The following is a 14,854-nucleotide window of genomic DNA, read 5'->3' as shown; positions in this document are numbered from 1 at the left end:
GCCGATTATCGCGGCTGCTACCCGCGGCCGGCGCCGGGCGGGCCGGCGAAGGCCTGCGCGATGGACAGCCACTTCTGCGCGTCTTCGCCGGTGGCCCGCAGGTCCAGCTCGGCGCGGGGCCGACGCTGGGTCACCAAGTAGCAGAAATCGACGGCCGATCCGGTGACGCGCTGGGCGGCGTCTTCGGGGCCCCAGGCCCACGTGTCGCCGTCGGGTCCGGTCAGCTCCACACGGAACGGATCAGCCGGGGCCGGCAGTGAATGCACCGAGAACGCGTAGTCCCGAGTCCGAACACCAAGGTGAGCAATGGATTTCAGTCGAGCGGTAGGCGTGGGTGCCACTCCGAGCGCGTCGGCGACGTCAAGGGCGTGCGCCCACGTCTCCATCAGGCGTGCAGTGCCCATGGAGGCGGGGCTCATCGGCGGCCCGTACCAGGGGATCTTCACACCATCGGGCACCGCGCGCAGTGCGGCATGCAATTGATTGCGGGTATCGCGCCAGCGGGTGAGCAGCTCGGCCGGAGGGGTCTGCGCGGTCTCCTCGGCGGCCTTGTCCACGAATCCGAAGGGATCGGCCAGCGCCTTGGGCAGCTCGTTGGCGAAGCCCTCCGGATCGGTGACTGCCAGCAGCGATTGCGCATCGGTCCAGTGCAGGTGCGCGATCTGGTGGGCGACGGTCCAGCCCGCCGCGGGAGTGTCCCGTGTCCAGCCCTCCGCGGACAGTGGTGTGACCAGGGCGTCGAGCCCATCGCTCTCGTCACGCAGGTCATCGATGACAGCGTCAGCGGTCGAGGTCACGGGCGTGTCCTTCCGGGTCGGGTTGGTTCGGTGCGGCCGGGCTGGGCCACAGGGTCCGGGTCATGTGCACGATCAGACCGATCAAGTAGATCACTGCGCCGGAGAAGGCCAGCCAGTGTGCATGCGTGATGAAGGCGGCGGCCACGCTCATGGCACCGGTGAACGTGACCCAGAACAGCGAGTCCTGCACGGCGAAGACGTGTCCCCGCAGGGCGTCGTCGACATCGGTCTGCATGCCGACGTCGGCGCACAACTTGATCACCTGCCCTGCCATCCCGAGGCCGAACGCGGCAGCGAGCACGATGGGTACGTACAGCCCGGAGGCAATCAGCTGCAGGACAACCGCACCACCGAGCGCCATCCCGAGGGTGCGTCCACGGCCGAATCGCCGCAGCAGGGCGGGGGTGGAGACGGTTCCCAGGAATGAACCGATGCCGGTGCACGCCAGGAACAATGCCGCGGCGCCGATCCCGGCGAACAGCGAGGTGTTGTTACGCACCAGGACCAGGACCAGCAAGGTGTTGATGCCGAACACCATGCGGTGAGCGGCCAGGCCGATGAGCGCGTCGAACACCGAGGGCGTGCTGACGATGGTGCGCGCACCATGCAGCCAGCCAGTGGCCACGGCGTAGAGGGCTGAGCCGTGCACGGCGCGCACGCTGTCATCCGGGCCCAGCCGGTCGCCGGGAAATCCCGAGGCCACCCACGCCGCCGCCGTTGCCGGCACGATCACCAGGAAAATGACTGTGGCAGAACCCAAGTCCCCGGCACCGAAGACGGCCCGCAGCATCAGCATGAAGTTGGCACCAGCGAAGGTGGCGGTGGCGCCGACAGCGGTGGCCACCGAGTTCATGGTCGCGACCTGATCGCGAGGGACCACGTGGGGGAGGGCAGCCGAAAGGCCCGATGTCACGAACCGGGTGACCCCGTTGACGATCAGCGCGCCCAACAGCAGCACCACGTCGTCGGCGCTGAAGGCCAGTTCGATACCGACGATGGCCACCAGCAGTACCCGGAGCAAGTTGGCGCAGATCAGGACCGCACGCCGGTCCCATCGGTCCAGCAGCGCGCCCGCGAATGGACCGATTGCCGAATACGGCAGGAACAGCACCGCGAACGCGCCGGCAATGGCCCACGGCTCGGCCTCACGCTCGGGGTTGAACAGCAGGGCACCCGCCAGTCCGGCCTGAAAGAGGCCATCGCTGAATTGGGTCAGCAGCCGCACCCACACGAGCCGCCCGAAGTCGGGGAGATCGTGGATGGCGTGCCACAAGCTCAGCGGCGAGTGGCGCGCATTCATGTGTGTCGCTTTCGTATGTCGAGATCGGGCTACAGGAATGAGGGGGAAGGAAGGAGGCGGACTGCTTAACACCCACACTACAAATGTGTAGCGGTTGGCCGGGCACAAGTCATGAAACGGCAAACGATGTCATGATATTGAGGTGGCGCACGGCGACGAGCCCGAAGAGGGCGAGGCATATGGCGAGGGCTACATGGCGCCGCCCGCACATCGCCTGCGGGCGGGCACCCTGCTGGTCGCCAACACTAACCTGTTCGAGCCGACGTTTCGGCGCAGCGTGATCTTCATCGTCGAGCACAACGACGGCGGCACTCTGGGTGTGGTGGTCAACCGCCCGAGCGAGACCGCGGTGTACAACGTGCTGCCGAAGTGGGCCAAGCTCGCCAGCAAGCCCAAGACGATGTTCATCGGTGGGCCGGTCAAACGTGATGCGGCGCTGTGTCTGGCGACTCTGCGGGACGGGGTCAGCATCGACGGTGTGAAGGGTCTGCGTCACGTGGCGGGCCGTATGGCCATGGTCGATCTGGATGCCGAGCCCGACGACATCGCCCCGCTGGTGGAGGGCGTCCGGGTCTTCGCCGGCTACTCGGGCTGGACGATCGGTCAGCTGGAGGGCGAGGTCGAGCGTGACGATTGGATCGTGTTGTCCGCGCTGCCGTCCGATGTGTTGACCGATGCGAGCCATGACCTGTGGGCCAAGGTGCTGCGACGTCAGCCGTTGCCGTTGTCATTGTTGGCGACGCACCCCATCGACGTCAGCCGCAACTAGACCTACAGATCGTCGCCCACTGACGGATCCGAGGGGATCACGGCCCGGCAGAAGTCCTCACCGAAGGGCGTCAAGTGGATGCTGCGGCGGACGGTCTTATGGGCACGGCCCGCGCGGCGGCACGCGGCGACGACGTCCGGTTGCACCTCCAATACCTGATAGCGCTCGGCCGCAACCGCTTCCGGAGATGAGCGCACCAGGCCGAGGCGTACCAGATTGTTGGTGTAGGCATTGTTGCGGTCGGTGTAGCGGCAGCCCGAACGTTCCGCGACCATCGACAGCCCCTCGGCGATCATCTCCGAGCCGACGTCAAACGGACGGCTGGTGCGCACGTCCACCACCGGCTGTGCGCCGTGCGCGGCGAGGAACCGCAGGATGCGCGCCTCATCAGGTGCCAGCTGATTGAGAATGCGGGCGTACGCGGGATGGGTGTCCTCCACGTCGGAGACATCAGCCGAACGCCGCAGCAATTCGGCACCACGCCGGCGCAATTCGTCGCAGTCGGGCGTACCCGATTCGGTGATGTCGATGGTGACCCGAGACGGGGCGGGCCTTTGCGGCTTGGTAATGGTGAGCCCAGTGGAGTCGGTGGGCAGCTGCAAGGCGTCGCGCACGGCGCCCAGGACATGCTCGGTGGCCGACAGGGCGATATCAGAGGCCGAGCGCCCGGCCCGGACGTCGTCGATGATCTTGGTACCGGTGGTGGTGGCGATATCGGCCGACCACTTGACGCCACGCCACCAGGTTTTCGCGGCCAGCATGGCCACGCCCTGGACAACGCGATCGGGCCGCAGCTGCTGATTGTTGTGCGCGGGTACGGGCGTGTTATTGGTCATCGGGCATCATCTTGTCAGGTCGATTCGGGCCACGTGTCACCCTGCTGGCGGGAAGATGAGCAGGTGGGCCAGCCCGCCGGCCGCACCGAGGACGGCGCCGTGCACGAAGAGCAACCACTCGTCCTGTTTGACCGCCGAGCGCAGCAACTCATTGAAATCGTCGAGTGAGAGCTTGTGCATCTGGGTCGAGACGAAGGCACCGATCTTGCCCTGGCGTTGCTTGTTGAACTCCGGATCGGAAAACGCCAGCGGCGCGAATCCGGTTGCCTCGATGGTGACCGACTCCGTGATCTGGTCGTATTGGCGCCGACCAACGGCTACTCGAATGGCGCGGCGCGCGGGCCCGAGCGCTTGCTCCAGTGCCGGCCGGATGCCGTCGGCCAGCATCTGCCGGGTGCGGTCCGACCGTGGCCCGTTGAGCATCTCGTTGCCGATGTTCTCCAGGGTGATGACGTTCTCGGAAATGGTGCGCGCGTACTCCTCCGAGATCTCCGACTTGCGTTTGATGAAGAGACCCTGGCGCCACGGCACCCACTTGTTGGGATGCACGGGTTCGAAAATCATGGTGATGCCGAGGTAGTTGACGATGTACCCGATCACGATGCCGCCCAGTGGCAGGACGATCCACGGAGTCCACCAGTGGTGCGGAACCGAGTGCAGGATCGCGACGAGTACGAAGCCCATGGGATAGCCGAAGTAGAACCCGAAGTTCTGCATGAACTGCAGCTCTTTGTGTCCCATGGTCCGGAAGATGTCATTGAGCAGCTTGGGATGAGCGGTGAGGTATCGGATGATCATCAGCTTGGCGTCGACGAGTTGGCCGATGTTCTCGCCGATTTGATCGGTCATGTTCTTGACGATCTGCGGCAGCTGATTCTCGATGCGCTTGAACATCATCTCCCGCAATGCCGGCGGCAGGTTGTGCCACAGCTGGGGGTCCTCGCGCTCCATGATCTTCGTGATAACGCTGCGAATCTCTGTTTTGGCAATCAGTGCAAGGTGATTCGCGATGAGATCCGGTTCGAGCTGCTCGTAGAAGTCCGAGATGCTACCGAGCTTGGCGAGGCTCTTGTCGACGGCGATGCTGGCCATCTTCTCCGCACGTGACGGCACAATGCCCTGCCACCCGAACCGTCCGTCGGAGGTGATGGCGGGAATCACCTGCACGCGTCGGGGCAGGAAGGCGTACAAGGTGCGTAGTCCCGGGATGCGCCAGCCGTAAAAACGCAAGGGTGCGAACAGCATCAGCACGCCGGTCCAGTTGGTGATGTATCCGATGATGCCGGTGAACAGTGGCACGGTGAGCAGGTCCACCATCAGCTGGTCGTCGCGATAGATGTACGCGGCGATACCGGAAGCAAGCGTGAGAACACCAACGAGGATGAACTTCACCATCTGCTTGGTGTCTTTCACGGCTCCCTTTCTGACCACACCTGTCTACGAGTGCCGGGAACATAACACCAAAAAATGGGCCGACATGGGCGAATACGGATCACATTCAGATGAGGTAACGCCGACGTGTCTAAAGATTGGACATGTCAGGGCCGCGCGCACACGGATGAGCCGCTTGCGCGAAGACCGTCACTCGCGGGGGCGCCCGCACTGGGGCAGCCGCCGCAGGAACTGCCGCAGCCGCCCGAGGACGACATCTGTTGTGCGGCGGTGGTGTATCGCGCGACCTGCCAGGCGGCCGCACCCATCGTCACGATGGCAGCGGCACCACATACCACCAGTCCCACCAAACCGATTGCGGTGGAGCCGAATAGCGCGGCGAGCGCGCCTGCGGCGAGGATGACGGCGGCTGCGGCCTGGGCGGGTGCGAGCATGCGCTGAGGGCTGCCGTGCGGTGCCCGTAGGAACGCCGCCGCCGACAGCGCAGCCAGCAGCCCGGCGAGGGCAATGGTCACGATGGCGGCGATCAACACCCGTTCAGTTTAAGCGGGATGCGCGGCCGGTTATGCCGCGGGCGGCGCCGGTGGGATCAGCGGAGGCAGGGTGGGCAGGGGTGGCAGGCCGGGGATGCCCGGTGCCGGCGAAGGCGGCGCGTTGGGGTCCGCGGGCGCGGGTGCCCCCGGAGCAGGCGTGACGGGTGCACCGGGCACGGCGTCCGGATCGGCGAGCGCATTTGGATCGGCTACCGGCGCGGTGACCGGCGCCGCATCTCCGAAGCGCAGCCCGTTGACGATCAGGTCGGTGGCGGGAGCTTCGGCGATGGCGTTGCCGACGGTCGTGGTGACGGCCAGCTGGACCAGGTAACGGTCCTTTCCTTGCGTGATGATCGCGGCCCGGCGCGAGGTGTTGAGGGTTTCACCGTCCTGGCGGAACGTGCCCTCCACGACCGAGGATGGGGCGCCTTGATAGGTGACCAGCGAGGCGTCGGTGGGCTGCCAGCCCTGCAGGGCCTTGACCTCAACGGGACCGTGAGAGACGGCCTCGTTGGTGTCGAACTCGCCGACAAGCTTGCTCATGGTGACCTGCGCGTTGGACTGGTACAGCCCGGTGCCGTTGGCCTTGCTGACAATCACCTGGTAGGCGTTGGGGACATTGGGATCCGGCACGTTCGCCCAGTTGTTGGGTATCGGAATGCTGATGCGCGGTGCACCGTGACTGTTCTTGGTCAGCGGTTCCAGCTTGACGTTCTTGGAAGCGAAGAATTCCGTCAGCGTGCCCTCGTTGGCAGGTGCGAGCCCGCTGATCGGCGCGGAGGGTTGCAGCGGATTCGTTGACGCCGTGGGCGCCGTCGCCGGTGCGGCCGCCGCATTCGGGGCGGGAGCGTTGGGGGCTGCCGCCGGTGCGACGGGAGCCGACGTGGCGGCGTTCGGAGTGGCCACCGGTGCCGGGGGTACGGGCTGTGGGTCCGCCAGTGCGATGGCGGTGGTCCCGGCGAGCAGTGCTGCGACGGAGGCCGTGGCCGCCGCGAACCTGACTGAATACCGTGTGGTCTTCACTTCTCTGTCCTTCCGGCTCTGTCCAATGCGTCGTGTGAGTTGTCTGCGCGTTGTGGACGACAACCGTGGGCGCGGAGGTGTCGACCGCGATGTCGACAGGCAGGCTTTCGGTTGTGGCGGTCCCGAAGTTAATGAGCGCAGCTGAGAAACCACCCCGGACACCCCCGGAAGTGGCCGGATTGTGACCAGAGTGATTAACTCTCGTCGCCAAACCGGCGATTTCTGTTCGCTGAGCTGCCGCATTTACCCTTGATGCGTGACTGAAGCCCAGCAGGACGCCGGCAGAGCTACTGAGGAAACCGCCGAATTCCCCAAGCATCGCTACTCCGCGCAGCTCGCCGGGCAGATCGAGCACAACTGGCAACAGAATTGGGCCGACCGCGGCACGTTCCATGTACCGAATCCGGTGGGGACGCTCGCGCCGACCGACGGCACCCCGATTCCCACGGACAAGATGTTTGTCCAGGACATGTTCCCCTACCCGTCGGGTGACGGGCTGCACGTCGGACACCCGCTGGGCTACATCGCGACGGATGTCTATGCCCGCTTCCACCGGATGCGCGGCGCCAACGTGCTGCATGCACTGGGGTTCGACGCGTTCGGGCTCCCCGCCGAGCAGTACGCGGTGCAGACGGGCACGCACCCGCGGGTGCGCACCGAGGCCAACATCGTCAACTACAAGCGTCAGCTGGGGCGGCTCGGACTGGGCCATGACTCACGCCGCAGCTTCGCGACCACCGACGTCGACTTCTACACGTGGACTCAGTGGATCTTCCTGCAGATCTATAACGCCTGGTATGACGTCGATACCCAGCGGGCCCGTCGAATCGACGAGCTGGTGGCCGAATTCGATTCCGGCGCGCGTACCCCTGCCGATGGCACGGTGTGGGGGGAACTGAGCGACGGTCAGCGAGCCGATCTCGTCGACTCGTACCGCCTCGTGTACCAATCGGATTCCGTGGTCAACTGGTGCCCGGGATTGGGTACCGTGCTGGCCAACGAAGAGGTCACCTCGGATGGCCGCAGCGAGCGCGGCAACTTCCCCGTCTTCCGTAAGCGGTTGCGGCAGTGGATGATGCGGATCACCGCATACTCCGACCGGCTGATCGACGACCTGGAGTACCTGGATTGGCCCGACAAGGTCAAGACGATGCAGCGCAACTGGATCGGCCGGTCACAGGGTGCGTCGGTGTTGTTCGCCGTCGCAGGCGTAGGCGATATCGAGGTATTCACCACCAGGCCCGACACACTTTTCGGCGCCACCTACATGGTGCTGGCCCCCGAGCACCCGCTGGTCGATGCGCTGGTCGGCGACAGCTGGCCGGAGGGGACCGACGCGAGGTGGACCGGTGGTCAGGACTCGCCACGTGCGGCCATCGACCAGTACCGGCGCTCCATCGCGGCCAAGAGCGATCTGGAACGTCAAGAGAACAAAGAAAAGACGGGCGTCTTCACCGGTGCGTATGCGACTAACCCGGTGAGCGGTGATCCGGTGCCGGTCTTCATCGCGGACTATGTGCTGGTGGGCTATGGCACCGGAGCCATCATGGCGGTGCCGGGACATGACCAGCGCGACTGGGATTTTGCGCATGCCTTCGGTTTGCCTGTGCGGGAAGTGATTTCCGGTGGTGATGTCACGGAGGCCGCATACACGGGCGATGGCGCGCTGGTGAACTCTGACTACCTGAATGGGCTGGATGTCGTCGCGGCCAAGGTCGAGGTGACCCGCCGGCTGGTGAACGACGGGCGTGGCGAATCGCGCATCGAATACAAGCTGCGCGACTGGCTCTTTGCGCGCCAGCGCTATTGGGGCGAGCCGTTCCCCATCGTCTATGGCGAGGACGGGCGACCGCATGCGCTGGGCGAGGATGTGCTGCCCGTCGAGCTGCCGGAGGTAGAGGACTACGCGCCGGTGTCCTTCGATCCCGATGACGCTTCGAGCGAGCCGTCGCCGCCCCTGTCGAAGGCCACCGATTGGGTGAGCGTCGAGCTGGACCTGGGCGATGGACTCAAGCAGTACACGCGCGATACCAATGTGATGCCGCAGTGGGCGGGCAGCTCGTGGTACGAGCTGCGTTACGCGGACCCTGACAACGCGGAAGCCTTCTGCGACAAGGAGAACGAGGCCTACTGGTTGGGTCCGCGCCCGGCCGAGCATGGTCCGGATGATCCCGGTGGCGTCGACCTGTACGTCGGCGGCATGGAGCACGCCGTGCTGCACCTGCTGTACTCGCGGTTCTGGCATAAGGTCCTCTACGACCTCGGACACGTCAGCTCCCGCGAACCGTATCGGCGGCTGCTGAACCAGGGCTACATCCAGGCGTACGCCTACACGGACGCGCGCGGCATGTACGTCCCGGCCGCCGAGGTGGTTGAGGAGAGCGGAAAGTTCCTTTACCAGGGTGCCGAGGTGAAACAAGAGTTCGGCAAGATCGGTAAGAGCCTCAAGAACTCGATCTCGCCGGATGACATCTGCGACAACTACGGCGCCGACACACTGCGCGTGTACGAGATGTCGATGGGCCCGCTTGAGCTGTCGCGTCCGTGGGCGACAAAGGATGTCGTTGGCGCACACCGGTTTTTACAGCGGGTGTGGCGTACGGTAATCGATGAGGAGACCGGCGAGATCCGAGTCACCGACGATGACCTGACGAGCGAAGCGACACTGCGGGCGCTGCACAAGACGATCGCTGGAGTCACCGAAGACTATGCAGCCCTGCGTAATAACACCGCAGCGGCCAAGTTGATCGAGTACACCAACCACCTCACCAAGGAGTACCCGGAGGGTGCCCCGCGCGCGGCGGTGGAACCGTTGGTGTTGCTGCTCGCGCCGCTGGCGCCGCATCTGGCCGAGGAGCTGTGGAGCCGGCTGGGGCGCGATGAGTCCTTGGCGCACGGCCCGTTCCCGGAATCCGATGAGCGGTGGCTCGTGGCCGACACGGTCGAGTACCCGATCCAGGTGAACGGCAAGGTACGTGGCCGCATCACGGTTGCCGCCGATGCGCCGGCGGGCGATATCGAAGCAGCGGCGCTCGCCGAGGAGAAGGTGCTGGAGTTCCTGGCGGGTGCCACCCCGAAGAAGGTCATCGTGGTGCCCGGCCGCATGGTGAACCTGGTCGTCTAGGGGCGCTCGCTCAGATCGGTCCGCCCGGGGGCCTTCCATTTCAAGATCACGGGGGCCAGGATGGGCAGATGGACGCGCGCAATAACGACGCCGGGGTGATGCCGGATCTGGCGGCTGTTGCCGAGGCGGTCGCATCCACTATCCGCACGGGTGATCGCGGTAAGGGTGAATTCCTGGCCTACCTGAACCAGGCGTTGCCGTACAGCGATATCTGGTGCCTGCCCCTACGCCATCGCGACGACGACTGATTCAGTTCTGCCGCACCACGATCTGATGAACGCGGGCGTCGCGCGGAAGGTTCACGGCATCGGCGACCAGCTGCGCCACGGATTCTGGGCGCATGTACTCTGCCGGATCATATTCGCGCCCTTCGTGTTCGGTGAGCTCCTGTTGCATGGGTGTGCTGATGCGGCCGGGATGCACCGAGGTCACCCTGAGTAGTGGTTCCTCGGCCCGCAGCACATCGGCGAAGCCGCGCAACGCGAACTTGCTCGCCGAGTACGAGCCGATGCCCGGGTGTGCGTTGATCCCCGCGCCGGAGTTGATGAACACCACGTCGCCCTGCGCCGCGCGCAAGGCGGGTAGAAGCGCCTGGGTGAGCGCTACCGGTGCTAACACGTTGACCTCAAGGGTCTTTCGCCAGTCGGCCAGATTCGAGTCGGCGATCGTCGCCGGATAGGAAACGCCGGCGTTGTGCACCAGGACGTCGAGTTCGCCGATATTGGCTACGGCCGCCAGCACCGCGTCCTCGTCGCCCAGGTCCACCGGCCACGCGGTCGCGCCCAACTCCGTGGTCAGCTTGTCGAGCCGTGCCGAGGGCCTGCCGCCGAGCAGGAGTGCGTGAGTGGGGGCGAATGCGCGCGCGATCGCGGCGCCGAGTCCGCCGCTTGCGCCGGTGATGAGAGCCAGGGGCATGCGCGCCAGGCTAGCCTCCTTCCGCCGAATGTCGACTTTTGGCGGCTTGTCCCTGCACTTTCGCAACGAAAGTGCGCTTTCAACGAGAGGGAATGGCCGGGTACGCCCCACAATGGACGGATGCCGTCCCACCCGATGTTCACTCCCACGCAGCTGGCCGCACGTGCGGCATACCTGCTCAGAGGAAACGACCGGGGGACGATGACCAGTGCCGCGCCCAAGCTGTACCCGCACATGTGGAGCTGGGATGCGGCATTCGTGGCGGTGGGGCTGGCGCCGCTGAGCGTCGAACGTGCGGTCACCGAACTGGACACCCTGCTTTCGGCGCAATGGGCCAACGGGATGATCCCGCATATCGTCTTCGCCAACGGAGTCGACGGGTACTTTCCCGGGCCGGCGCGCTGGCAGACATCGACACTGGCTGTGAATGCGCCGTCGAACTATCAGACATCGGGTATCACCCAGCCGCCGGTACATGCGATAGCGGTGCAACGCATCTTGGACCACGCGCGTCGCCGGGGCCGTAGTGCCCGGGGAATCGCCGAGGCCTTTCTGGACCGGCGCTGGGCGGACCTGATGCGGTGGCATCGTTGGCTCGCGGAGGCACGAGATCAGAACCAGCACGGCCGTATCACCCTGTACCACGGGTGGGAATCGGGGATGGACAACTCGCCGCGCTGGGACAGTGCGTACGCCAATGTGGTTCCGGGAGAGCTGCCGCCGTATGTGCGGGAGGATACGGCGATCGTCACGGATCCGTCGCAGCGCCCCAAGGACGCCGAGTACGACGTGTACCTCTGGCTGCTCGAAGAGATGAAATCGGTCGGGTATGACGATGCCCGGTTGCCGGACGTGATGAGTTTTGTCATGGAGGACGTGTTCGTCTCGGCGATCTTCGCGGTGGCCTGCGAGGTGCTGGCCACGATCGGCGAGGAGCACGCCCGGCCCCGCGCCGATGTGCGTGAACTACACGGCTGGGCCGAGCGATTCCGGCGCGGGGTTATCGATACCACCGAAGAACGTAGCGGCGCGGCAAGGGATTTCGATGTCAAGACGGGTAAGTGGGTGGCGACCGATACTGTTGCCATGTTCGCGCCACTGCTCTCCGGTGGTCTGCCACGCCCACAGGAGCTGGCACTGCTGAGGCTGCTGGAAGGCCCGCGGTTCTGCGGCCACCCCGACCTGCGATACGCGCTGGTGCCGTCCACGTCGCCGGTGTCCCGGGACTTTCGCCCGCGCGAGTATTGGCGGGGTCCGGTCTGGCCGGTACTCACCTGGCTGTTCTGTTGGGCGTTCGAGCGGCGTGGATGGAGTGAACGTGCCTTCCTGCTACGGCAGGAAGGGTTACGTCAGGCGGGTGACGGGTCCTTCGCGGAGTACTACGAGCCGTTTACCGGTGCGCCGTTGGGCAGCATGCAGCAATCCTGGACGGCCGCAGCGGTTCTGGACTGGCTGGGCTGAGTATCAGTCGTGCCCGGCCAGGCGCCGCAGCAGTGGTGTCATCCGGAATGCGACTAACTCGTGCATGGCGATCGCGATGGATGTTCGGGTGATGCCGGGGATATCGAGAATGTTCCCCGCGATGCGGTAGAGGTCGTCGCTATCGACCGCCACCACCTTGATCATCAGGTCATCGGCGCCAGCCAGGCCATGCACCTGCACCACCTCCGGCACGTCGGCAAGCGCCACCCCGATGGCGCTGAGCTGATGCTGGTCGATGCGCGCAGTGACATACGCCGTCATGGGATAGCCCATCGCGCGCGGCACGATCTGGTGGTCGATACCGGCTAGCGCCTCGTGCTGATCCCAGCGGGTCAGCCGCGCCTGCACGGTGTTGCGGGACAGATTCAGCCGCTGCGCCAGCTCCACCCCGGACGCGCGGGGTGTTTGCGTGAGCGCGAGTAACAACTTGGCGTCGGTGGCGTCCAGAGTGGTCATAGCGCGCAGTATCGCACAGAATGGCGCAACAAATATGGGCAGTATGCGCAATATGACACGCATCGGTTGCGCAGTATGACTATCTGATGCACTGTGAGTCATGACACAACCACAGGGTGGTGGTCATCGGTAGGCGGTGCTTCACTTCGTTAGCGAGGCGGGTATGGAAACCATCCAGCTCCTGGATCCGGAGGGCAATCGGGTCGAGAATTCGGCGTACACGCCGCTGGTCGCGGATATCGGCGACCAGCAGCTCGCCGCGCTGTATGAGGACATGGTGGTGGTCCGGCGCATCGACACTGAGGCCACGGCCCTGCAGCGTCAGGGTGAGCTCGCGCTGTGGGCGCCGCTGCTGGGCCAGGAGGCCGCACAGGTGGGCTCTGCCCGTGCGCTGGCGCATGATGACTTCGCCTTCACCAGCTTCCGCGAGCACGGTGTCGCGTACTGCCGCGGCGTCGAACCCACCGCCATGCTCCAGTTCTGGCGGGGCTCCACGCAGTCGGGCTGGAATCCCCGCGACCACAACGTCACCGCACCCGCGATCATCGTCGGCGCGCAGACGCTGCACGCCACCGGATACGCCATGGGTGTCAAGTTCGACGGGGCGGATACCGCGGTCATTGCGTACTTCGGCGACGGCGCCACCAGTCAGGGCGATGTATCGGAGGCGTTCGCCTTCGCATCGAGTTTCGGTGCGCCCGTTGTCTTCTTCTGCCAGAACAACCAGTGGGCCATCAGCGAGCCGGTGCGGGTGCAGAGCCACCTGCCGCTGGCGGCGCGCGGCACCGGATTCGGTGTGCCGGGAATTCAGGTGGACGGCAACGATGTGCTCGCGGTGATGGCCACGACGCGGGCGGCGCTGCGACGCGCGCGCGAGGGCAGCGGGCCCACCCTGATCGAAGCCGTCACCTATCGGATGGGGCCGCACACCACCTCCGATGACCCCACCAAGTACCGCAACTCCGCCGAGCTCGAGGAGTGGCGTGCCAAGGACCCGCTGTCGCGGGTGGAAAAGTACTTGGCGCGGCGAGGAGCCCTGACGGATTCGGACAAGCAGCGCATCGCGGCAAGGGCCGATAAGGTCGCCGCCGAGATGCGCGCCGGATGTCTCGGCACGATCGAGCCGACCGCCGCGGACATGTTCAATCACGTATACGCAGAACCACATTCACTTGTCGCCGCGGAACGGCGCGACTATCTGGAATACCTCGCGGGCTTTGAGGACGAAGGGATCGCATCATGACCAGAATGACCATGTCCGGTGCCCTGAACGCAGGTCTGCGTGCGGCCCTGGAAGACGACGACAAGGTGATCGTCATGGGGGAGGACGTGGGCAAGCTCGGTGGCGTCTTCCGGGTCACCGATGGGCTGCAGAAGGACTTCGGTGACCATCGGGTCATCGATACGCCGCTCGCCGAGTCCGGAATCATCGGCACCGCAGTGGGTTTGGCTATGCGTGGATATCGCCCGGTGTGCGAGATCCAGTTCGATGGCTTTGTGTACCCGGCCTTTGACCAGATCGTCAGCCAGGTGGCCAAGCTGCACTACCGGACCAAGGGGGCGGTGGGCATGCCGCTGACCATCCGCATCCCGTTTGGTGGTGGAATCGGTGCGGTGGAGCACCATTCGGAATCGCCGGAGGCGTACTTCGCCCACACCGCCGGCCTGCGGGTGGTGGCGTGCGGATCGCCGCAGGATGCTTACGACATGATCCGCCAGTCCGTGGCATGCGATGACCCGGTCATCTTCTTCGAGCCCAAGCGCCGCTACTGGGAGAAGGGCGAGGTCAGCACCGAATCTCAAGACCTGCTCCCGCTGTCCTCCGCCCGCATCGTCCGGCCCGGCACCGCGGCCACGATCGCCGCATACGGTCCGATGGTCGCCGTCGCCACCGCCGCGGCGGATATGGCAGCCGCGGAGGGTGTGTCGATCGAGGTGGTCGATCTGCGCTCCCTCTCGCCGGTCGACTTCGAGACCCTGGAGGCGTCGGTACGCAAGACCGGGCGGCTGGTGGTGGTTCACGAGGCGTCGGTGTTCATGGGATTGGGTGCGGAGATCGCGGCACGCATCACCGAGCGGTGTTTCTATCACCTGGAGGCTCCGGTCCTGCGGGTCGGCGGGTTCGCCCTGCCGTACCCCGCCAACAAGGTGGAGCACCACTACCTGCCTGACGCGGAGCGGGTGATGGACGCCGTCGATCGCGCCATCGCCGCCTAGGAGGAATGCG

At 65.4% G+C, this 14,854-nt stretch carries 14 protein-coding genes; 6 read left to right on the top strand and 8 right to left on the bottom strand.

Annotated features, from left to right (window positions below; translation table 11 throughout):
* Positions 1–17 precede the first annotated feature (17 nt).
* Both DSM43276_RS23335 and DSM43276_RS23330 read right to left on the bottom strand, forming a co-directional pair.
* Entirely contained in the window at positions 18–797 is a 780-nt protein-coding gene (locus tag DSM43276_RS23335) for a TIGR03084 family metal-binding protein (protein ID WP_078328723.1), read from the bottom strand.
* On the bottom strand, positions 781–2,097 hold the full coding sequence (locus DSM43276_RS23330; RefSeq protein ID WP_078328722.1) for an MFS transporter: 1,317 nt from the start codon (positions 2,095–2,097) through the stop codon (positions 781–783). The genes DSM43276_RS23335 and DSM43276_RS23330 overlap by 17 nt, the downstream gene beginning before the upstream one ends.
* A gap of 142 nt (positions 2,098–2,239) precedes the next feature.
* Between DSM43276_RS23330 and DSM43276_RS23325 the strand changes: the two genes are divergently transcribed.
* Positions 2,240–2,866 carry a YqgE/AlgH family protein gene (locus DSM43276_RS23325; protein ID WP_078328721.1) on the top strand — a complete coding sequence of 209 codons (627 nt, stop codon included), beginning with the start codon at positions 2,240–2,242 and terminating at the stop codon, positions 2,864–2,866.
* 2 nt (positions 2,867–2,868) lie between these two features.
* Here DSM43276_RS23325 and DSM43276_RS23320 read toward each other — a convergent pair whose 3' ends face one another.
* The 4 genes from DSM43276_RS23320 to DSM43276_RS23305 all read right to left on the bottom strand — a co-directional run bounded on the left by DSM43276_RS23320 (position 2,869) and on the right by DSM43276_RS23305 (position 6,650).
* Entirely contained in the window at positions 2,869–3,702 is an 834-nt protein-coding gene (locus DSM43276_RS23320) for a DUF4393 domain-containing protein (RefSeq protein WP_078325686.1), read from the bottom strand.
* A gap of 36 nt (positions 3,703–3,738) precedes the next feature.
* A complete protein-coding gene (locus tag DSM43276_RS23315) occupies positions 3,739–5,115 on the bottom strand; it encodes a DUF445 domain-containing protein (RefSeq protein WP_078328782.1) in 1,377 nt (458 codons plus the stop codon).
* Positions 5,116–5,240: 125 nt separating this feature from the next.
* Entirely contained in the window at positions 5,241–5,627 is a 387-nt protein-coding gene (locus DSM43276_RS23310) for a hypothetical protein (protein ID WP_078328720.1), read from the bottom strand.
* Positions 5,628–5,657: 30 nt separating this feature from the next.
* Complete coding sequence (locus tag DSM43276_RS23305; protein WP_078328719.1) at positions 5,658–6,650, bottom strand: LpqN/LpqT family lipoprotein; 993 nt, start codon at positions 6,648–6,650, stop codon at positions 5,658–5,660.
* Between the two features lie 256 nt (positions 6,651–6,906).
* Between DSM43276_RS23305 and leuS the strand changes: the two genes are divergently transcribed.
* Positions 6,907–9,774: a leucine--tRNA ligase gene (gene leuS, locus DSM43276_RS23300; protein WP_078328718.1), complete on the top strand. Its 2,868-nt coding sequence runs from the start codon at positions 6,907–6,909 to the stop codon at positions 9,772–9,774.
* A 68-nt stretch (positions 9,775–9,842) separates the two neighbouring features.
* A complete protein-coding gene (locus DSM43276_RS23295; protein ID WP_078328717.1) occupies positions 9,843–10,022 on the top strand; it encodes a hypothetical protein in 180 nt (59 codons plus the stop codon).
* Position 10,023: 1 nt separating this feature from the next.
* Here DSM43276_RS23295 and DSM43276_RS23290 read toward each other — a convergent pair whose 3' ends face one another.
* On the bottom strand, positions 10,024–10,689 hold the full coding sequence (locus DSM43276_RS23290; protein WP_078328716.1) for an SDR family oxidoreductase: 666 nt from the start codon (positions 10,687–10,689) through the stop codon (positions 10,024–10,026).
* A 120-nt stretch (positions 10,690–10,809) separates the two neighbouring features.
* On the opposite strand from DSM43276_RS23290, the gene ggh reads away from it, so the two are divergent.
* A complete protein-coding gene (ggh, locus tag DSM43276_RS23285) occupies positions 10,810–12,150 on the top strand; it encodes a glucosylglycerate hydrolase (RefSeq protein WP_078328715.1) in 1,341 nt (446 codons plus the stop codon).
* Between the two features lie 3 nt (positions 12,151–12,153).
* Here the strand turns inward: ggh and DSM43276_RS23280 are convergent, their stop codons facing one another.
* Positions 12,154–12,627: an Lrp/AsnC family transcriptional regulator gene (locus DSM43276_RS23280; protein WP_078328714.1), complete on the bottom strand. Its 474-nt coding sequence runs from the start codon at positions 12,625–12,627 to the stop codon at positions 12,154–12,156.
* Positions 12,628–12,790: 163 nt separating this feature from the next.
* Here DSM43276_RS23280 and pdhA point away from each other — a divergent pair, with 163 nt between their 5' ends.
* The gene (gene pdhA, locus DSM43276_RS23275; protein ID WP_078328713.1) at positions 12,791–13,870 is read left to right on the top strand and encodes a pyruvate dehydrogenase (acetyl-transferring) E1 component subunit alpha; all 1,080 of its coding nucleotides are present in this window, start codon (positions 12,791–12,793) and stop codon (positions 13,868–13,870) included.
* Positions 13,871–13,881: 11 nt separating this feature from the next.
* Entirely contained in the window at positions 13,882–14,844 is a 963-nt protein-coding gene (locus tag DSM43276_RS23270) for an alpha-ketoacid dehydrogenase subunit beta (protein ID WP_211196787.1), read from the top strand.
* Positions 14,845–14,854: the final 10 nt, after the last annotated feature.

Origin of the sequence: Mycobacteroides salmoniphilum (assembly GCF_004924335.1) — a bacterium.
GTDB lineage: Bacteria > Actinomycetota > Actinomycetes > Mycobacteriales > Mycobacteriaceae > Mycobacterium > Mycobacterium salmoniphilum.
This window is presented reverse-complemented; position numbering and strand designations above follow the sequence as displayed.

What these genes read in the sequence shown, in the direction of transcription:
- DSM43276_RS23330 (WP_078328722.1), bottom strand. Translation starts at nt 2,097, where the DNA reads ATGAATGCGCGCCACTCGCCGCTGAGCTTGTGGCACGCCATCCACGAT.
- DSM43276_RS23320 (WP_078325686.1), bottom strand. Translation starts at nt 3,702, where the DNA reads ATGACCAATAACACGCCCGTACCCGCGCACAACAATCAGCAGCTGCGG.
- DSM43276_RS23295 (WP_078328717.1), top strand. Translation starts at nt 9,843, where the DNA reads ATGGACGCGCGCAATAACGACGCCGGGGTGATGCCGGATCTGGCGGCT.
- DSM43276_RS23290 (WP_078328716.1), bottom strand. Translation starts at nt 10,689, where the DNA reads ATGCCCCTGGCTCTCATCACCGGCGCAAGCGGCGGACTCGGCGCCGCG.
- ggh (WP_078328715.1), top strand. Translation starts at nt 10,810, where the DNA reads ATGCCGTCCCACCCGATGTTCACTCCCACGCAGCTGGCCGCACGTGCG.
- DSM43276_RS23280 (WP_078328714.1), bottom strand. Translation starts at nt 12,627, where the DNA reads ATGACCACTCTGGACGCCACCGACGCCAAGTTGTTACTCGCGCTCACG.
- pdhA (WP_078328713.1), top strand. Translation starts at nt 12,791, where the DNA reads ATGGAAACCATCCAGCTCCTGGATCCGGAGGGCAATCGGGTCGAGAAT.
- DSM43276_RS23270 (WP_211196787.1), top strand. Translation starts at nt 13,882, where the DNA reads ATGTCCGGTGCCCTGAACGCAGGTCTGCGTGCGGCCCTGGAAGACGAC.